The following is an 18,066-nucleotide window of genomic DNA, read 5'->3' as shown; positions in this document are numbered from 1 at the left end:
AGGAATTATGAAAAAGTTACTAATTGCTAGTTTTGCTCTCCTCTTTTTGCTTGCGGGATGTGGGCAAAAAAAGGAAACTCCTGCTGCTTCCACAACAACATCTGAACCTCTCCAATCCAACCTTCCCGTTTTGGACAATGCCGAAAAGAATACGGTTGTCACCAAGACCTTGCTGATGCCGAAGTCAGAAAATGGGACGCAACAGATTCAGACCATTACTTATAAAGGCAGTCAGTTTTTGACCTTGACCATCCAGCAAAAACGACCTGTCGGGGATGAACTCAAGACCTTTATCTCTGAAAATGGCCTAGAGGAAACGCAAAAAGCGCTTCTTGAAGCAGAAGAAAAGGATGAGACTATCCAAGAGGCGCGCAAACTGGCAGGATTTACACTGGAAACCAAGCTACTCAGCGAGACAGAAATCCAGACCACAACGACTTATGATTTTCAAGTTTTGGATGTCAAAAAGGCATCTCAACTAGAATATTTAAAAAATATCGGCCTTGAAAATCTCTTAAAAAACGAACCTAGCCAGTATATTGCTGACAGAGTGGCAAATGGGGCGACAGAACAATAGAAAATCCAAATTAATAGACTGACTTATTTGTAGAACGTAAGGAAATATGCTATAATAGTAATATTCTAAGGAAAGAGGGTGTTAGAATGGGATTTACTGAAGAAACTGTACGGTTTAAATTGGATGATTCCAATAAGAAAGAAATTAGCGAAACGTTGACAGATGTCTATGCTTCTTTGAACGACAAGGGCTACAATCCAATTAACCAGATCGTCGGTTATGTATTGAGTGGTGACCCTGCCTACGTTCCTCGTTATAACAATGCACGAAATCAAATCCGTAAGTATGAGCGTGATGAAATTGTTGAAGAATTGGTACGCTACTACCTTAAGGGACAAGGAGTCGATCTATAATCTATGAGAATTATGGGATTGGACGTCGGTTCAAAAACAGTAGGGGTGGCGATTAGCGATCCCCTAGGCTTCACTGCTCAAGGACTTGAAATCATTCAGATTAATGAGGATCAGGGCCAGTTTGGTTTTGACCGTATCAAGGAATTGGTTGACAGCTATAAGGTGGAACGCTTTGTAGTAGGTCTGCCAAAAAATATGAACAATACCAGCGGTCCACGAGTAGATGCCAGTCAAGCCTATGGTGCCAAGCTAGAAGAACTCTTTGGTTTGCCAGTAGACTATCAGGATGAGCGTTTGACAACGGTCGCTGCGGAACGTATGTTGATTGAACAAGCAGATATCAGTCGTAACAAACGCAAGAAAGTTATTGATAAGTTGGCTGCTCAGCTGATTTTGCAAAATTATTTAGATAGAAAATTTTAAGACAGAGGAGAAACTATGTCACACGATCACAACCATGACCACGAAGAACGTGAATTGATTACACTAGTAGATGAGCAAGGAAATGAAACCTTGTTTGAAATTCTTTTGACCATCGATGGGAAAGAAGAATTTGGTAAAAACTATGTTCTGCTAGTGCCAGTTAATGCAGAAGAAGATGAAAATGGTGAAGTTGAAATTCAAGCTTACTCATTCATCGAAAATGAAGACGGAACAGAAGGCGAATTGCAACCAATCCCAGAAGACTCAGAAGACGAATGGAACATGATTGAAGAAGTCTTCAACAGCTTTATGGAGGAGTGATACAGTCTGGGAGACTGTATCAGCCCTGCTTCTAGAAATAAGAAAAAGCAGGAACGTTCAGTGAACGTTTTTACCCTTACGCTAAAAATAAAGACCGTAAGTAAGTCCGTGGGATGTTTTTAACCCTATTGAAATTTATAGTAGCTAGTGATTAGCTAACCAGGTAAGAGGTCGGGATTTTAGTCCCGACCTCGCTTTTTATTTGTAATCATACTTTGATGTGGTAGTTGATTGGACTTTTGTTAAGGAGACATGTATGTTTGAAGTAGAAAAGTGGCTTCATAGTCGGATTGGTTTAAATTTTAGATCTGGACTTGGACGAATGCAGCGAGCAGTGGATTTGCTAGGAAATCCTGAGAAGACTTATCCTATTATCCACGTAACAGGGACTAACGGTAAGGGGTCAACTATTGCCTTTATGAGGGAGTTGTTTGCAACTCATGGAAAAAAAGTTGGTACTTTTACCTCTCCTCATATTATCAGCATCCATGATCGAATCTGTATCAATGGGCTACCGATTGTTAGTGAAGACTTTGTCCGTATAGCTAACCAAGTCAAGGAGATGGAGAAAACTCTTTTGGAAACACATGACCACTTATCTTTCTTTGAGTTGTTGACCTTGATTGCTTTGCTTTATTTTAAAGAGCAGGGAGTGGATCTAGTTCTGCTAGAAGTGGGGATTGGTGGTCTGCTTGACACCACTAATGTCGTAACTGGAGAGATTGCAGTTATTACCTCCATTGGGCTAGATCATCAGGAGACCTTGGGCGATAGCCTGGAGGAAATAGCCAAGCAGAAAGCTGGTATTTTCAAGGCTGGCATGCAGGCGGTCATTGCCAAGCTTACTCCAGAAGCGGAGCTTGTCTGTCAAAAAAGAGCAAAAGAGTTAGCTGTTGAACTTTATCAAGCTGGGCGAGACTTCACCTTGAAAGCTGGAAATTTCTCAAGCAACCTAGCAAGCTTTTCCCAGCTTGAAATCGGTTTGGAAGGTGTTTATCAGCAAGAAAATGCCGCCTTGGCTTTAGAAACTTTTCTTCTGTTTATGGCGTCAAGAGAGGAAGGTGTCGAAGAAGAGCTTGTCAGACAGGCCTTGCAAGAGACCCACTGGGCAGGTCGATTGGAACGGATTTGCCCGCAAATCTACCTAGATGGGGCTCACAATCTGCCAGCCTTGACTCGTCTAGTCGAGTTTATCCAAGGGAAAATCCAGCAAGGTTACCAGGTTCGCATCCTTTTTGGAGCACTTAAACGCAAGGATTATCAGGGGATGCTAGGCTATCTATCTAAGCAGTTGCCTCAGGTGGAACTTAAGGTAACAGGCTTTGATTACCAAGGCTCTCTGGATGAAAAGGATGTGGCGGGTTATGATTTGATTCCTTCCTATGGCGACTTTATCAGAGAATTTGAAGATAAGGCCAATGGCCAGGACTTGCTTTTCGTGACGGGTTCACTCTACTTTATCTCAGAAGTCCGAGCGAGTTTGCTAGGAAGTGACGAGATTAGTTGATCTTCTAGGCTTAAGTTGTTATACTTGAGGTAGGAGGTACATCTGGAAACTGATCCAGCAAAACATTGGCACAAAAGAAAGGAAATCGCTATGAAAACAAAAACATTCACACTTTCTATTGCTTCACTAGCAATTCTTAGTCTTTTGGCAGCTTGTGGACCTAAGGCACAAGCCCCTACCCAGCAATCGGCTCAGCAATCATCTTCTCAACAAGAATCATCTTCTAGCTCTGCTACAAGTGCTAGTCAACCACAGGTGTCCTCAAGTCAAGACACTACTGTAGCTCAACCTACGAATATCGATGGTACCTATACTGGAAAGGATGAAAATGATCAAATCACTCTTGTTGTAACAGGTAAAACTGGTACATGGACTGAGGTCGAGCCAGATGGAGATAAGGAAATCAAGCAAGTCAGCTTTGAGTCAGAAAATCAACGTGTCATTATCGGTGGGGATGTCAAAATTTACACGGTTAATGGTAATCAATTGATTATCGATGATATGGATCGTGACCCATCTGATCAAGTGGTACTAACAAAATAGAACTTCAAATTTAACTAAATAGAAGTTCGGAATTAAGGTTCCGACTTTACCTTCTACGACCTCAATAGCGACTGTCCTAGGATTTGTTCGATATTGAAAAATATAAATAATTATGGAAAGAACTATCATTTTGGTAGTTCTTTTTAAGTTTCTTAATACCCTAGTTAAAAAGATAAGAGGGGCAGCGCTTCATATAGTGTGGGTGTAGTTTAGAAATCTTGCAGTTCTTGGAATAGTTTGCATAGAAAAAGGTAAACGGTTGCCATCTACCCTTGAACTGAGGTATACTAGTAGAAACATGAGTTTATCAAGCAGTTAAGGAGAATGTTAGAAAAGGAAGGGGATTTATGACAGCTAGAAAAATGCAGCTACTCATGTCCAAATATGGTTTTAGTATTACCATCATGTTGGCAGAGTTGTTTATCGTCTTTGGTTTATTTCTCTATCTAGGGCAGATGGCTCCGATTCTCTGGATTATCCTAGTCATTTTAGTGAGCTTAGCGACCATTGTATCGATTGTCAATCGGTCCATGAATCCTGAGAGTAAGGTAACATGGTTGTTAGTAGCCTTTGTGCCAGTTTTTGGCCCCTTGCTCTATATCATGTTTGGAGAACGTCGTTTATCTAAAAAAGAATTGAAGCAGCTAAAGCAGCTCCAATCAATGGTTGACCGAGAGGACAATAGCAGAGCTCTCCGTTTGGAGTTAAAAGAGCAGGACAAGTCAGCTTACGGAGTTATCAAATCACTTCTTAGCATGGATACGAATGCCGATGTCTATGATCGAACGGATACACAATTTTTTGCATCTGGTGAAAGCATGTGGCACCAGATGCTAGAGGATCTCAAGAAAGCTAAGAAGTTTATCTTTCTCGAATACTATATCATCGAAGAAGGTTTGATGTGGAATAGTATTTTGGAGATTTTGGAAGAAAAGGCCGCTCAAGGAGTAGAGGTGAAGCTTCTCTATGATGATATTGGTTGTATGGCAACCTTGCCTGGAGATTACACCATCCAGCTTCGTGGTCGAGGGATTGAAGCCCACAAATTTAACAAGGTGATTCCACGTTTGACCGTTGCTTATAACAACCGTGATCACCGTAAAATCATGATTATAGATGGTCAAATTGCCTATACAGGTGGTGTCAATCTGGCAGATGAGTATATCAACCATATCGAACGCTTTGGTTATTGGAAGGATAGCGGTATTCGTCTGGATGGACCAGCGGTTAAGGCTTTTACCAGACTCTTTTTATCTGCCTGGTACATCAATCGTGGGGAAATTAGCGACTTTGACCAATACCATCTCGAAAATCAGCCAAAAGACGGGATGGGGCTCTGTATTCCCTATAGTAGTGGCCCTAAACCTATTTACCGATCTCAGGTTGGGAAAACGGTCTATCAAAATCTTATCAATCAAGCTACAGACTATGTTTATATCACGACCCCCTATCTGATTGCGGACTATGATCTCACAGAAAGTATCAAAAATGCAGCTCTGAGAGGGGTAGATGTGCGAATTGTGACACCTTGTATCCCAGATAAGAAGGTCATCCAATTGGTTACTCGAGGAGCCTATCCAGACTTGTTATCTGCAGGGGTTCGTATTTATGAGTATAGTCCGGGATTCCTTCATAGCAAGCAAATGCTTGTCGATGGAGAGGCAGCTACTGTGGGGACCATCAATTTTGACTATCGTAGCTTGCTCCACCACTATGAAAATGCTGTTTTGCTTTATAGAACGCAGTCTATCATCGCTATTGAAAGGGACTTCGAAGAGATTTTTAAAGTTTCTCAAGAAATTTATCCCCACACCATCAAAACAAGCTGGTATCAAAGCCTAATCAAGGAAATTGTCCAGTTGTTTGCACCTATGCTCTAACTATCGACCAAGATCTAGCCCAAGGCTGGGTCTTTTTTGTCTTCTTACGAATAGATAAGTAAAGGAGAAAACCATGCTTAATCTAGAAGATGATGATTTTATCAGAGAGTATAGTAATAGTCGATTTCATCGTTTTCGTGAAATCGAACGCTTTGCGTTATTGGATAAGAAATTCAGCAAATATCAATCCCAAGCTGACATTCCTGTAAGATTTTGATATACTAAAACAGATAAACTTAGAGGAGAAATTGAATGAACGTATACGGGAAAATAGATGAGAAACAAGAAGAATCTCATTACCAAGACTTGTCAGTGCCAGAAAAACGAGAAGGAGCTCCCATTCCCTTTTTTAGTATCATGCTTTGGAGTTTAGTGGCCACAGCCATTTCGGTTGCCCTGCCTTTTATTTTTGGTTTAATCAGTCCGCAACAAACTCAAGATCTTTATACCGGTTGGGCCTTGCATCAAAATGGTCAAATGTATACAGATTACTTTGGGACGGAGGGATTGCTCTATTATGTGCTAAACTATCTTTTTCAAGGCAGTATTTTGATTGCTTTGGTTGAGTGGTTGGCCTTATTTGGAGCAGGTATTTTTCTTTTTAAGGCTGCGGATACTCTTGTCGGCCAAGAAAAGGAAGCGAAGCGAGTTGTCTTTATTCTATACTTGCTTGTAGCAGGTCTCGCTTTTGGTGGCGGTTATGCTCTCTTGCTAGCCCTGCCTTTCCTATTTTATTCATTGAGTATCGTTACAAATTATCTCGCTTTTCCGAAGAATGACAAAGGGTTTGTACGAGTGGGGATGAGCCTTGCTCTCGCTTTCTTCCTTGCGCCAATCCCAACCGCCTTGTTTGCGGCTGTACTGGCCTTGGGGATTATCGGCTTTAATTTAGGCAAAGGTCACTTTGTTCATGGCCTATATCAGTTCTTTGCGTCAGCCCTAGGATTTTCACTCTTATTCTATCCTTTAGGCTATTATACAGTGTGGATAGGTAGTTTTGGGGATGCCATTAGCCAGACCTTGTATCCGGTAAATGCTCTTAGCCTCTTTTCGAACTCGCATTTGCTTGAAAATGCAGCCTTCTATGGTTTGCTTGCCATTGGATTAGGTTCCCTTGGCTTGCTCTTTGCAGGCTTGTTCCAGTCAAAACCAGCCAAGCAATATGCCCTCTCAATTGCTGCTAGCTTGGGCTTGTTGGTTTCTTTGGGAATCTTGATTCTCTCCAAAGAACCTATCAACGGTACTCGTCTTGTGGTGCTAATTCCTTTCTTGATCTTGCTCCTTCTGACAGGAATCAAGGAAGATGTTTCTGAGGGAGGGAGTCGTCGTAGAAGAAGACGTGAGAAACAAACTTCTTTCTTTAAAGGAAATTTCTATCTACCACTGATTGCCCTTGCCTACCTCATTGTTCTTCCTATCGTGAGTCGCTACCTTTCGCACCCAGCGACTTATCAGGAGAGAGACCGTCTTGCTAGCGTGGTCAAACAACAAACGAGTTCTGAGGATCGTGTCTATGCTTGGGATGATCGTCCTGATTTCTACCGTGCAAGTGAACGCTTGGCGCCGACTTCTCTATCAACTCCAACACTTTATACTGCAAGCGATGAAAATAAAACCAAACTGATGAATGACCTGAAAGAGAATCAACCGAAGATGATTGTGGTCAATCAAAAAGTTGCCTTGTGGTCAGATGTAGAGAGCTGGCTCAGTGAAAACTATGAGCTTGTTCAGACAGATACTAGCGAGTTCAAACTTTATAAATCAAAATAACAAAAAATCAATATCTTGTGGAATTTTAAAAATTTTAGGATTTTTAACACAAGATATTGATTTTTATTTTTAGAGTGGTATAATACTTCATAGAACAACATTTTAGAAAAGAGCATGGATATGATTGTATTAGAAGAAAAGCTTGCAACCGTTCCCACCTTGTTCGTTGAAAAACGAGATGGTAGACGAGTGGTGTTTGATGTAGACAAGATTGACAAGGCTCTCCACAAGGCGGCGGAAAAGGTTATGGACGTTACGCCTCTAGTAGAAAAACGCCTAAATGGTCTAGTTGAAAGAATCGTGACTGAAATTCACAGCCGCTTCCCTCAAGGTGTCAAGATTTACGAAATTCAAAATGTCGTAGAGCACGAACTCCTTGAAGCTAAAGAATATGCGCTGGCTGAGGAGTATATCACTTATCGGACACAAAGGGATTTTGAGCGCTCAAAAGCGACAGATATCAACTTTAGTATCCATAAACTTCTCAATAAAGATCAAGCAGTTGTTAATGAAAATGCTAATAAAGACAGCGATGTCTTCAACACCCAGCGTGATTTGACAGCAGGGATTGTTGGGAAGTCAATCGGACTGCAAATGCTTCCTAAGCACGTAGCCAATGCTCACCAAAAAGGGGATATCCACTATCATGACTTGGACTACAGCCCCTACACTCCGATGACCAACTGCTGTTTGATTGATTTTAAAGGCATGTTGGAAAATGGTTTTAAGATTGGTAATGCAGAGGTAGAGAGTCCCAAGTCTATCCAGACTGCGACAGCTCAAATTTCACAAATCATCGCCAACGTTGCTTCTAGCCAGTACGGGGGCTGCTCAGCTGACCGTATCGATGAAGTTTTAGCTCCGTATGCAGAGAAGAATTACCAGAAACACCTCAAGGATGCGGAAGAGTGGGTCCTGCCTGAGAAACGGGAAGATTATGCTTGGAAGAAAACCCAAAAGGACATCTACGATGCCATGCAATCTCTCGAGTATGAAATCAACACCCTCTTCACTTCAAATGGCCAAACACCTTTTACTTCGCTCGGTTTTGGTTTAGGAACTAGTCGTTTTGAGCGGGAAATTCAAAAAGCTATCTTGAACATCCGAATCAAGGGGCTTGGTTCAGAACACCGTACAGCTATCTTCCCTAAACTCATCTTTACGCTAAAAAGAGGACTCAACTTAGAGGAAGGTTCACCTAACTACGACATCAAACAGTTGGCCCTCGAGTGTGCAACCAAGCGGATGTACCCAGATGTCTTGTCCTATGATAAGATTATCGAGCTGACAGGCTCCTTCAAGGTTCCTATGGGCTGCCGTTCTTTCCTCCAAGGATGGAAAGATGAAAATGGTGTTGAGGTCAATTCAGGTCGTATGAACCTAGGTGTTGTGACAGTCAATCTGCCTCGTATCGCCCTCGAGTCTGAAGGAGATCTGAATAAGTTTTGGGAAATCTTCAACGAACGTATGAACATCGCAGAAGATGCTCTGGTTTACCGTGTTGAACGGACCAAGGAAGCAACACCAGCGAATGCCCCTATCCTCTATCAGTACGGAGCCTTCGGTCGCCGTCTCGGAAAAGAAGAAAGTGTTGATCAGCTCTTTAAGAATCGCCGTGCGACAGTTTCGCTGGGCTACATCGGTTTGTACGAAGTGGCTACAGTCTTCTTTGGAAATAGCTGGGAAAGCAATCCTGAAGCCAAGGAATTCACACTGGATATCATTCGCGATATGAAACGTCGTGTGGAAGAGTGGTCTGACCAATATGGTTACCATTTCTCTATCTACTCCACACCGTCTGAAAGTCTGACAGACCGCTTCTGTCGCTTGGATACAGAGAAGTTCGGCTCTATTCCTGACATCACGGACAAGGAATACTACACCAACTCGTTCCACTACGATGTTCGTAAAAATCCAACACCGTTTGAAAAATTAGACTTTGAGAAAGTTTACCCAGAAGCAGGTGCGTCAGGTGGTTTTATCCATTATTGTGAGTATCCAGTTCTTCAACAAAATCCTAAGGCCCTGGAAGCTGTTTGGGACTATGCCTATGACCGTGTCGGCTATCTAGGGACCAATACTCCGATTGATCGTTGCTACAAGTGCGACTTTGAAGGGGATTTTGAACCAACTGAGCGAGGCTTTGCTTGTCCCAACTGTGGCAATAGCGACCCTAAAACAGTAGATGTGGTCAAACGTACGTGTGGTTATCTGGGGAATCCTCAAGCGCGTCCGATGGTTAATGGACGCCACAAGGAAATTGCTGCGCGTGTCAAACACATGAACGGTTCAACTATTAAAACAGCCGGACATGAAGTAACAAATTAGAAGGAAACGCAATGGGGAAATACCAATTAGACGATAAGGGACGCGCACAAGTGACCCGTTATCACGAGAAACACTCTAAAGGTGGAACAGGTAAAAAAGAACGCTTGCTCAACCTCAGAGAACAATTTTTAAATAAGCACAAGAAAAAGTGAGAGTCCGCTCTCGCTTTTCTCTTAGGTGGGAGGGGAATATGGAACTACGCAGACCAACATTGGCAGATAAAGAAACAGTTTTAGAGATGATGGCAGAGTTTGAACAGACTCAATCAGCCCACGATGGTGGGTTTTGGAACGCCAACAATTTTGTTTATGAAGAGTGGATAGAAGAAAATCTTCAGGCGGAAGCGGGACTCAATATTCCTGAAAACTGGGTTCCTGCTATCCAGCTGCTTAGTTTTGACGTAGCAGGCCAGGCTCTTGGCTTTCTCAACCTTCGTCTCAGATTAAATGACTACTTACTAGAAAATGGGGGCCATATTGGCTACTCCATTCGTCCATCTGAAAGAGGTAAAGATTATGCCAAAGAATTCCTCCGACAAGGTCTACAAATTGCTAAGGGAAAGAATATTAAACGAGCTCTGGTAACTTGTAGCACAGAAAATCCTGCCAGCCGAGCTGTTATCTTAGCTAATGGTGGTGTCTATGAGGATGTTCGAAACGGAACGGAGCGCTACTGGATTGATGTCGATTAAGGAGGAAGCATGGAGATAAGACGACCAACTTTGGAAGATAAAGAAGCGATATTAGAGATGATTGCGGAGTTCGATGCAGCAAAATCCTATATGCACGGTGGCATGGGCTCCGCTTGGAAGCGAGCAAAGGATTATGAGGATTGTTTAAAGATTGTAGAGCAGCAAGAGGATGCTGCCAACCTGCCAGTGGGCTGGGTTCCTGCAATCAAATTTTTATCCTTTGGTGAGACTGGCTTGCCTTTGGGATTTTTAGCCCTGCGCTTGTCCTTGAATGACAAATTATTTGTGGAAGGCGGTCATATTGGCTATTCTATCCGTCCCAGTCAACGAGGCAAAGGATATGGGAAGGAGCAGTTGAGGTTAGGACTAGCAGAGGCTCGAAAGCAAGGATTGGAACGAGTGCTGATTACCTGCGATGAAGACAACGAAGCCAGCCGCCGCACGATTCTCTTCGCTGGCGGTGTTTACGAAAATACAATCGATAGAAGTCAGCGCTATTGGATAGAGTTGGAGTAGAAGGATGACATGGAATACACCAAAACCTGGTGAATGGAAAAGCGAGGAGCTTAGTAAAGGGCGGATCATTGACTACAAGGCCTTTAACTTTGTAGATGGAGAAGGTGTGCGTAACTCTCTCTATGTCGCAGGCTGTATGTTCCACTGCGAGGGGTGCTATAATGTTGCGACTTGGTCTTTCAATGCAGGGATTCCTTATACGGCAGAATTAGAAGAACAAATCATGGAAGACCTTGCCCAGCCCTATGTTCAAGGATTGACCCTGCTAGGAGGAGAGCCCTTTCTTAATACGGGTATTCTCTTGCCGCTCGTTAAGCGAATTCGAAAGGAATTGCCAGACAAAGACATCTGGTCCTGGACGGGCTACACTTGGGAAGAAATGATGCTGGAAACTCCAGATAAACTGGAACTCTTGTCGCTGGTTGACATCCTTGTCGATGGACGGTATGATAAAAGCAAGCGCAATCTCATGCTCCAGTTTCGAGGGTCTTCTAATCAACGGATTATCGATGTGCAAAAATCTCTCAAAAGTGGGCAAGTAGTGATTTGGGACAAGCTTAATGACGGAAAAGAAAGCTATGAACAGGTGAAGAGAGAATGAAGAAAAAAGACCTGATAGAACAACTGGTTTCAGAGATTGAAACGGGAAGGGTTAGGACGCTGGGGATTTACGGTCATGGGGCTTCAGGTAAATCAACCTTTGCACAGGAATTGTACCAAGCTTTAGATTCCACAAAAGTAAATTTACTAGAGACAGATCCCTATATCACCTCGGAACGTCACCTGGTAGTACCAAAGCAAGCACCAGATCAAAAAGTGACAGCTTGTCTGCCAGTGGCGCATGAACTGGCAAGTTTACAGAGAGATATTCTCGCCTTGCAGGCAGGTTTGGATGTCTTGACAATCGATGAACCGTGGAAGGCTAGCGAGGTCTTGTCTGGAGCAAAGCCGATTCTGATTGTTGAAGGGATGTCTGTGGGCTTTCTACCCAAGGAACTCTTTGACAAAACCATCTGTTTCTACACGGATGAGGAGACCGAATTAAAGAGGCGCTTAGCTCGAGATACGACTATGAGAAATCGCGATGCATCTTTTGTATTAGCTAGCCATCAGATGAGACGGGAGCAGTACCTGCGATACTATAGAGAAACCGAGTCAAAAGCAGATATCTTAGTAGATCAATCAGAAGATAAACTCAAGGTCAAAATGACACATATTATATAGAAGAAAAGGTAGTTTTTTATAGATATAAATCCGTAATTTTGGAAAGATAAAAAGAGAAAACAGTTTCATCTTAAAAAAACGAAAAAAAGCTTACAAATCCCTTGCAATCGCAGGGGCTTTGTGTTATTCTATTATGGTGCTGTAAATTACAGCCTTAGCTTTGATGCAAGAGGTTGCGACACGCTCGGTTGCATTGCCACGCAACACGCGTCGGTTTTCTTGTGGAGCTAGCCTATTATCTTAAATAGACGAAAAGGAGAAAAAGATGGCAAACAAAAAAATCCGTATCCGTTTGAAAGCTTACGAACACCGTACGCTTGATACAGCGGCTGCAAAAATCGTAGAATCAGCTACTCGTACAGGTGCACAAGTTGCGGGTCCAATCCCACTTCCAACTGAACGTAGCCTCTACACAATCATTCGTGCGACTCACAAATACAAAGACTCTCGCGAACAATTTGAAATGCGTACACACAAACGTTTGATCGATATCGTTAACCCAACTCAAAAAACAGTTGATGCGTTGATGAAATTGGATCTCCCAAGTGGTGTAAACGTAGAAATCAAGCTTTAATCCAAAGCTTGAAAACTTGAGCATGAAAAACGCTCGTTAAAAACTTTTTGAATAAAAAATATAGAAAAGGAACTATTTTCTCATGACAAAAGGAATCTTAGGGAAAAAAGTGGGAATGACTCAAATCTTCACTGAAGCTGGCGAATTGATCCCTGTAACAGTTATTGAAGCAACTCCAAACGTTGTTCTTCAAGTTAAAACTGTTGAAACAGACGGATACAACGCTATCCAAGTTGGTTTCGATGACAAACGCGAAGTATTGAGCAACAAACCTGCTAAAGGACATGTAGCGAAAGCTAACACGGCTCCTAAGCGCTTCATTCGTGAATTCAAAAACGTTGAAGGCTTGGAAGTTGGTGCTGAAATCACAGTTGAAACATTCGCAGCTGGAGACGTTGTTGACGTAACTGGTACTTCTAAAGGTAAAGGTTTCCAAGGTGTTATCAAACGCCACGGACAATCACGTGGACCAATGGCTCACGGTTCCCGTTACCACCGTCGTCCAGGTTCTATGGGACCTGTTGCACCTAACCGCGTATTCAAAGGTAAAAACCTTGCAGGACGTATGGGTGGCGACCGCGTAACAATTCAAAACCTTGAAGTTGTACAAGTTGTTCCAGAAAAGAACGTTATCCTTATCAAAGGTAACGTACCAGGTGCTAAGAAATCTCTTATCACTATCAAATCAGCAGTTAAAGCTGGTAAATAATAAAGAAAGGGGAAATCAGTCACAATGGCAAACGTAACATTATTTGACCAAACTGGTAAAGAAGCTGGCCAAGTTGTTCTTAACGATGCAGTATTTGGTATCGAACCAAATGAATCAGTTGTGTTTGATGTGATCATCAGCCAACGCGCAAGCCTTCGTCAAGGAACACACGCTGTTAAAAACCGCTCTGCAGTATCAGGTGGTGGACGCAAACCATGGCGTCAAAAAGGAACTGGACGTGCTCGTCAAGGTTCTATCCGCTCACCACAATGGCGTGGTGGTGGTGTTGTCTTCGGACCAACTCCACGTTCATACGGCTACAAACTTCCACAAAAAGTTCGTCGCCTAGCTCTTAAATCAGTTTACTCTGAAAAAGTTGCTGAAAACAAATTCGTAGCTGTAGACGCTCTTTCATTTACAGCTCCAAAAACTGCTGAATTTGCAAAAGTTCTTGCAGCATTGAGCATCGATTCTAAAGTTCTTGTTATCCTTGAAGAAGGAAATGAATTCGCAGCTCTTTCAGCTCGTAACCTTCCAAACGTGAAAGTTGCAACTGCTACAACTGCAAGTGTTCTTGACATCGCAAATAGCAACAAACTTCTTGTCACACAAGCAGCTATCTCTAAAATCGAGGAGGTTCTTGCATAATGAATTTGTATGATGTTATCAAAAAACCTGTTATCACTGAAAGCTCAATGGCTCAACTTGAAGCAGGAAAATATGTATTTGAAGTTGACACTCGTGCACACAAACTTTTGATCAAGCAAGCTGTTGAAGCTGCTTTCGAAGGTGTTAAAGTTGCCAACGTTAACACAATCAACGTAAAACCTAAAGCGAAGCGTGTTGGACGTTACACTGGTTTTACTAACAAAACTAAAAAAGCTATCATCACACTTACAGCTGATTCAAAAGCAATCGAGTTGTTTGCTGCTGAAGCTGAATAATCTAAGGAGGAAATATCGTGGGAATTCGTGTTTATAAACCAACAACAAACGGTCGCCGTAATATGACTTCTTTGGATTTCGCTGAAATCACAACAAGCACTCCTGAAAAATCATTGCTTGTTGCTTTGAAGAGCAAGGCTGGTCGTAACAACAACGGTCGTATCACTGTTCGTCACCAAGGTGGTGGACACAAACGTTTCTACCGTTTGGTTGACTTCAAACGTAACAAAGACAACGTTGAAGCAGTTGTTAAAACAATCGAGTACGATCCAAACCGTTCTGCAAACATCGCTCTTGTACACTACACTGACGGTGTGAAAGCATACATCATCGCTCCAAAAGGTCTTGAAGTTGGTCAACGTATCGTTTCAGGTCCTGAAGCAGATATCAAAGTCGGAAACGCTCTTCCACTTGCTAACATCCCAGTTGGTACTTTAATCCACAACATCGAATTGAAACCAGGTCGTGGTGGTGAATTGGTGCGTGCTGCTGGAGCTTCTGCTCAAGTATTGGGTCAAGAAGGTAAATATGTTCTTGTTCGTCTTCAATCTGGCGAAGTTCGTATGATTCTTGGAACTTGTCGTGCTACAGTTGGTGTTGTCGGAAACGAACAACATGGACTTGTAAACCTTGGTAAAGCAGGACGTAGCCGTTGGAAAGGTATCCGTCCAACAGTTCGTGGTTCTGTAATGAACCCTAACGATCACCCACACGGTGGTGGTGAAGGTAAAGCACCAGTTGGTCGTAAAGCGCCATCTACTCCATGGGGCAAACCTGCTCTTGGTCTTAAAACTCGTAACAAGAAAGCGAAATCTGACAAACTTATCGTTCGTCGTCGCAACGAGAAATAATAGCAAACTAGTCGCCTAAGCGACTAGGGAATCCGCCAGCTCGGTAGCGCTCCATGTTAGCGCAAGCCGCTGTGGTACAACATTTAAAGGAGAAAAAATAAAAATGGGACGCAGTCTTAAAAAAGGACCTTTCGTCGATGAGCATTTGATGAAAAAAGTTGAAGCTCAAGCTAACGACGAAAAGAAAAAAGTTATCAAAACTTGGTCACGTCGTTCAACGATCTTCCCAAGTTTCATTGGTTACACTATTGCAGTTTATGACGGACGTAAACACGTACCTGTTTACATCCAAGAGGACATGGTAGGTCACAAACTTGGTGAATTTGCACCAACTCGTACTTACAAAGGTCACGCTGCAGACGACAAGAAAACACGTAGAAAATAAGGAGAACATAAATGGCAGAAATTACTTCAGCTAAAGCAATGGCTCGTACAGTACGTGTTTCACCTCGTAAATCACGTCTTGTTCTTGACAACATCCGTGGTAAAAGCGTAGCCGATGCTATTGCAATCTTGACATTCACACCAAACAAAGCTGCTGAAATCATCTTGAAAGTTTTGAACTCAGCTGTAGCTAACGCTGAAAACAACTTTGGTTTGGACAAAGCTAATTTGGTAGTATCTGAAGCATTCGCAAACGAAGGACCAACTATGAAACGTTTCCGTCCACGTGCGAAAGGTTCAGCTTCACCAATCAACAAACGTACAGCTCACATCACTGTAGCTGTTGCAGAAAAATAAGGAGGTAACATCGTGGGTCAAAAAGTACATCCAATTGGTATGCGTGTCGGCATCATCCGTGATTGGGATGCCAAATGGTATGCTGAAAAAGAATACGCGGATTACCTTCATGAAGATCTTGCAATCCGTAAATTCGTTCAAAAAGAACTTGCTGACGCAGCAGTTTCAACTATCGAAATTGAACGCGCAGTAAACAAAGTTAACGTTTCACTTCACACTGCTAAACCAGGTATGGTTATCGGTAAAGGTGGTGCTAACGTTGATGCACTCCGTGCAAAACTTAACAAATTGACTGGAAAACAAGTACACATCAACATCATCGAAATCAAACAACCTGATTTGGATGCTCACCTTGTAGGTGAAGGAATTGCTCGTCAATTGGAGCAACGTGTCGCTTTCCGTCGTGCACAAAAACAAGCAATCCAACGTGCAATGCGTGCTGGAGCTAAAGGAATCAAAACTCAAGTATCAGGTCGTTTGAACGGTGCAGATATCGCCCGTGCTGAAGGATACTCTGAAGGAACTGTTCCACTTCACACACTTCGTGCAGATATCGATTACGCTTGGGAAGAAGCAGATACTACATACGGTAAACTTGGTGTTAAAGTATGGATCTACCGTGGTGAAGTTCTTCCAGCTCGTAAAAACACTAAAGGAGGTAAATAACCAATGTTAGTACCTAAACGTGTTAAACACCGTCGTGAATTCCGTGGAAAAATGCGCGGTGAAGCAAAAGGTGGAAAAGAAGTAGCATTCGGTGAATACGGTCTTCAAGCTACAACTAGCCACTGGATCACTAACCGCCAAATCGAAGCTGCTCGTATCGCCATGACTCGTTACATGAAACGTGGTGGTAAAGTTTGGATTAAAATCTTCCCACACAAATCATACACTGCTAAAGCTATCGGTGTGCGTATGGGATCTGGTAAAGGGGCACCTGAAGGTTGGGTAGCACCAGTTAAACGTGGTAAAGTGATGTTTGAAATCGCTGGGGTATCTGAAGAGATTGCTCGCGAAGCGCTTCGTCTTGCTAGCCACAAATTGCCAGTTAAATGTAAATTCGTAAAACGTGAAGCAGAATAAGGAGAAGGCATGAAACTTAATGAAGTAAAAGAATTTGTTAAAGAACTTCGTGGTCTTTCTCAAGAAGAACTCGCGAAGCGCGAAAACGAATTGAAAAAAGAATTGTTTGAACTTCGTTTCCAAGCTGCTACTGGTCAATTGGAACAAACAGCTCGCTTGAAAGAAGTTAAAAAACAAATCGCTCGTATCAAAACAGTTCAATCTGAAGCGAAATAATAGACTAGGGAAGGAGAAATTTCAATGGAACGCAATAATCGTAAAGTTCTTGTTGGACGTGTTGTATCTGACAAAATGGACAAGACAATCACAGTTGTAGTTGAAACAAAACGTAACCACCCAGTCTATGGTAAACGTATTAACTACTCTAAGAAATACAAAGCACATGATGAAAACAATGTTGCCAAAGAAGGCGATATCGTACGTATCATGGAAACTCGTCCGCTTTCAGCTACAAAACGTTTCCGTCTTGTAGAAGTTGTTGAAGAAGCGGTCATCATCTAATCAAACCTGAAAGGAGAAAACTGAAATGATTCAAACAGAAACTCGTTTGAAAGTCGCAGACAACAGCGGTGCGCGCGAAATCTTGACTATCAAAGTTCTTGGTGGTTCAGGACGTAAATTTGCAAACATCGGTGATGTTATCGTGGCATCTGTAAAACAAGCTACTCCTGGTGGTGCGGTTAAAAAAGGTGACGTTGTAAAAGCTGTTATCGTTCGTACTAAATCAGGTGCTCGTCGTGCTGATGGTTCATACATCAAATTTGACGAAAACGCAGCAGTTATCATCCGTGAAGACAAAACTCCTCGCGGAACACGTATCTTTGGCCCAGTTGCACGTGAATTGCGTGAAGGTGGCTTCATGAAGATCGTGTCACTTGCTCCAGAAGTACTTTAATTGGTTGCTCAAAGAAAATTAAAACAAGTCTAGGAAGTAAGACGAAAACATAACTTAAGTTAGGTGAGTTGAAACTGACGAAGGATTGCTTTGATTTTCGCAGAGCAAAAACAAGCAAACTAGTCCCCTAGCTTAA

27 protein-coding genes are annotated in these 18,066 nt (G+C 42.5%); all 27 read left to right on the top strand.

The window, feature by feature from the left end:
• The first annotated feature begins 7 nt into the window (after positions 1-7).
• Positions 8-577 (top strand): SP0191 family lipoprotein, encoded by a 570-nt coding sequence (locus KX728_RS08545; RefSeq protein ID WP_215804288.1) that lies wholly within the window; start codon positions 8-10, stop codon positions 575-577.
• An 86-nt stretch (positions 578-663) separates the two neighbouring features.
• Positions 664-930: an IreB family regulatory phosphoprotein gene (locus KX728_RS08540; protein ID WP_000507059.1), complete on the top strand. Its 267-nt coding sequence runs from the start codon at positions 664-666 to the stop codon at positions 928-930.
• Between the two features lie 3 nt (positions 931-933).
• Positions 934-1,353, top strand: a complete 420-nt coding sequence (ruvX, locus tag KX728_RS08535) for a Holliday junction resolvase RuvX (protein WP_215804289.1) — start codon at positions 934-936, stop codon at positions 1,351-1,353.
• A gap of 15 nt (positions 1,354-1,368) precedes the next feature.
• Complete coding sequence (locus KX728_RS08530) at positions 1,369-1,674, top strand: DUF1292 domain-containing protein (RefSeq protein ID WP_000017624.1); 306 nt, start codon at positions 1,369-1,371, stop codon at positions 1,672-1,674.
• A 256-nt stretch (positions 1,675-1,930) separates the two neighbouring features.
• Positions 1,931-3,181, top strand: a complete 1,251-nt coding sequence (locus KX728_RS08525; protein WP_215804290.1) for a bifunctional folylpolyglutamate synthase/dihydrofolate synthase — start codon at positions 1,931-1,933, stop codon at positions 3,179-3,181.
• A gap of 90 nt (positions 3,182-3,271) precedes the next feature.
• A complete protein-coding gene (locus KX728_RS08520) occupies positions 3,272-3,724 on the top strand; it encodes an SP_0198 family lipoprotein (RefSeq protein ID WP_049477383.1) in 453 nt (150 codons plus the stop codon).
• 347 nt (positions 3,725-4,071) lie between these two features.
• Positions 4,072-5,604 (top strand): cardiolipin synthase, encoded by a 1,533-nt coding sequence (cls, locus tag KX728_RS08515; RefSeq protein WP_215804291.1) that lies wholly within the window; start codon positions 4,072-4,074, stop codon positions 5,602-5,604.
• Positions 5,605-5,677: 73 nt separating this feature from the next.
• The gene (locus tag KX728_RS08510; RefSeq protein WP_164497043.1) at positions 5,678-5,821 is read left to right on the top strand and encodes a hypothetical protein; all 144 of its coding nucleotides are present in this window, start codon (positions 5,678-5,680) and stop codon (positions 5,819-5,821) included.
• A gap of 35 nt (positions 5,822-5,856) precedes the next feature.
• Positions 5,857-7,374 (top strand): damage-inducible protein CinA, encoded by a 1,518-nt coding sequence (locus KX728_RS08505; protein ID WP_215804292.1) that lies wholly within the window; start codon positions 5,857-5,859, stop codon positions 7,372-7,374.
• A gap of 120 nt (positions 7,375-7,494) precedes the next feature.
• Positions 7,495-9,702 carry an anaerobic ribonucleoside-triphosphate reductase gene (nrdD, locus tag KX728_RS08500; RefSeq protein WP_049484765.1) on the top strand — a complete coding sequence of 736 codons (2,208 nt, stop codon included), beginning with the start codon at positions 7,495-7,497 and terminating at the stop codon, positions 9,700-9,702.
• An 11-nt stretch (positions 9,703-9,713) separates the two neighbouring features.
• The gene (locus tag KX728_RS08495; protein WP_215804293.1) at positions 9,714-9,854 is read left to right on the top strand and encodes a hypothetical protein; all 141 of its coding nucleotides are present in this window, start codon (positions 9,714-9,716) and stop codon (positions 9,852-9,854) included.
• Between the two features lie 38 nt (positions 9,855-9,892).
• Positions 9,893-10,393 carry a GNAT family N-acetyltransferase gene (locus KX728_RS08490; RefSeq protein ID WP_215804294.1) on the top strand — a complete coding sequence of 167 codons (501 nt, stop codon included), beginning with the start codon at positions 9,893-9,895 and terminating at the stop codon, positions 10,391-10,393.
• 9 nt (positions 10,394-10,402) lie between these two features.
• Complete coding sequence (locus KX728_RS08485) at positions 10,403-10,909, top strand: GNAT family N-acetyltransferase (RefSeq protein WP_215804295.1); 507 nt, start codon at positions 10,403-10,405, stop codon at positions 10,907-10,909.
• A gap of 4 nt (positions 10,910-10,913) precedes the next feature.
• Positions 10,914-11,510 (top strand): anaerobic ribonucleoside-triphosphate reductase activating protein, encoded by a 597-nt coding sequence (gene nrdG, locus KX728_RS08480; protein ID WP_215804296.1) that lies wholly within the window; start codon positions 10,914-10,916, stop codon positions 11,508-11,510.
• Positions 11,507-12,133 (top strand): uridine kinase family protein, encoded by a 627-nt coding sequence (locus tag KX728_RS08475; protein ID WP_215804297.1) that lies wholly within the window; start codon positions 11,507-11,509, stop codon positions 12,131-12,133. The genes nrdG and KX728_RS08475 overlap by 4 nt, the downstream gene beginning before the upstream one ends.
• Before the next feature lie 265 nt (positions 12,134-12,398).
• Positions 12,399-12,707 carry a 30S ribosomal protein S10 gene (gene rpsJ / locus KX728_RS08470; protein ID WP_001284513.1) on the top strand — a complete coding sequence of 103 codons (309 nt, stop codon included), beginning with the start codon at positions 12,399-12,401 and terminating at the stop codon, positions 12,705-12,707.
• A gap of 82 nt (positions 12,708-12,789) precedes the next feature.
• A complete protein-coding gene (rplC, locus tag KX728_RS08465) occupies positions 12,790-13,416 on the top strand; it encodes a 50S ribosomal protein L3 (RefSeq protein WP_000160197.1) in 627 nt (208 codons plus the stop codon).
• A 24-nt stretch (positions 13,417-13,440) separates the two neighbouring features.
• Positions 13,441-14,064: a 50S ribosomal protein L4 gene (gene rplD, locus KX728_RS08460; RefSeq protein WP_219108630.1), complete on the top strand. Its 624-nt coding sequence runs from the start codon at positions 13,441-13,443 to the stop codon at positions 14,062-14,064.
• A complete protein-coding gene (locus KX728_RS08455) occupies positions 14,064-14,360 on the top strand; it encodes a 50S ribosomal protein L23 (protein WP_001055347.1) in 297 nt (98 codons plus the stop codon). Before rplD ends, KX728_RS08455 begins: the two co-directional genes overlap by 1 nt.
• A gap of 17 nt (positions 14,361-14,377) precedes the next feature.
• Positions 14,378-15,211, top strand: a complete 834-nt coding sequence (gene rplB, locus KX728_RS08450; protein WP_000512910.1) for a 50S ribosomal protein L2 — start codon at positions 14,378-14,380, stop codon at positions 15,209-15,211.
• 103 nt (positions 15,212-15,314) lie between these two features.
• Positions 15,315-15,596: a 30S ribosomal protein S19 gene (rpsS, locus tag KX728_RS08445; RefSeq protein WP_000533766.1), complete on the top strand. Its 282-nt coding sequence runs from the start codon at positions 15,315-15,317 to the stop codon at positions 15,594-15,596.
• Between the two features lie 11 nt (positions 15,597-15,607).
• Entirely contained in the window at positions 15,608-15,952 is a 345-nt protein-coding gene (gene rplV, locus KX728_RS08440) for a 50S ribosomal protein L22 (protein WP_000818137.1), read from the top strand.
• 12 nt (positions 15,953-15,964) lie between these two features.
• Positions 15,965-16,618 (top strand): 30S ribosomal protein S3, encoded by a 654-nt coding sequence (rpsC, locus tag KX728_RS08435; protein WP_000529936.1) that lies wholly within the window; start codon positions 15,965-15,967, stop codon positions 16,616-16,618.
• A gap of 3 nt (positions 16,619-16,621) precedes the next feature.
• Positions 16,622-17,035, top strand: a complete 414-nt coding sequence (gene rplP / locus KX728_RS08430; protein WP_000960946.1) for a 50S ribosomal protein L16 — start codon at positions 16,622-16,624, stop codon at positions 17,033-17,035.
• Between the two features lie 9 nt (positions 17,036-17,044).
• Positions 17,045-17,251: a 50S ribosomal protein L29 gene (gene rpmC, locus KX728_RS08425; protein WP_000772918.1), complete on the top strand. Its 207-nt coding sequence runs from the start codon at positions 17,045-17,047 to the stop codon at positions 17,249-17,251.
• A gap of 24 nt (positions 17,252-17,275) precedes the next feature.
• Complete coding sequence (rpsQ, locus tag KX728_RS08420; RefSeq protein ID WP_000440801.1) at positions 17,276-17,536, top strand: 30S ribosomal protein S17; 261 nt, start codon at positions 17,276-17,278, stop codon at positions 17,534-17,536.
• 25 nt (positions 17,537-17,561) lie between these two features.
• Positions 17,562-17,930 carry a 50S ribosomal protein L14 gene (rplN, locus tag KX728_RS08415; RefSeq protein WP_000616545.1) on the top strand — a complete coding sequence of 123 codons (369 nt, stop codon included), beginning with the start codon at positions 17,562-17,564 and terminating at the stop codon, positions 17,928-17,930.
• Positions 17,931-18,066: the final 136 nt, after the last annotated feature.

It is taken from the genome of Streptococcus oralis, from assembly GCF_019334565.1.
In the GTDB taxonomy this organism is placed as follows: domain Bacteria; phylum Bacillota; class Bacilli; order Lactobacillales; family Streptococcaceae; genus Streptococcus; species Streptococcus oralis_CR.
Note: the sequence above shows the minus strand (reverse complement) of the source record. Positions and strands in the feature narration are given on the sequence as shown.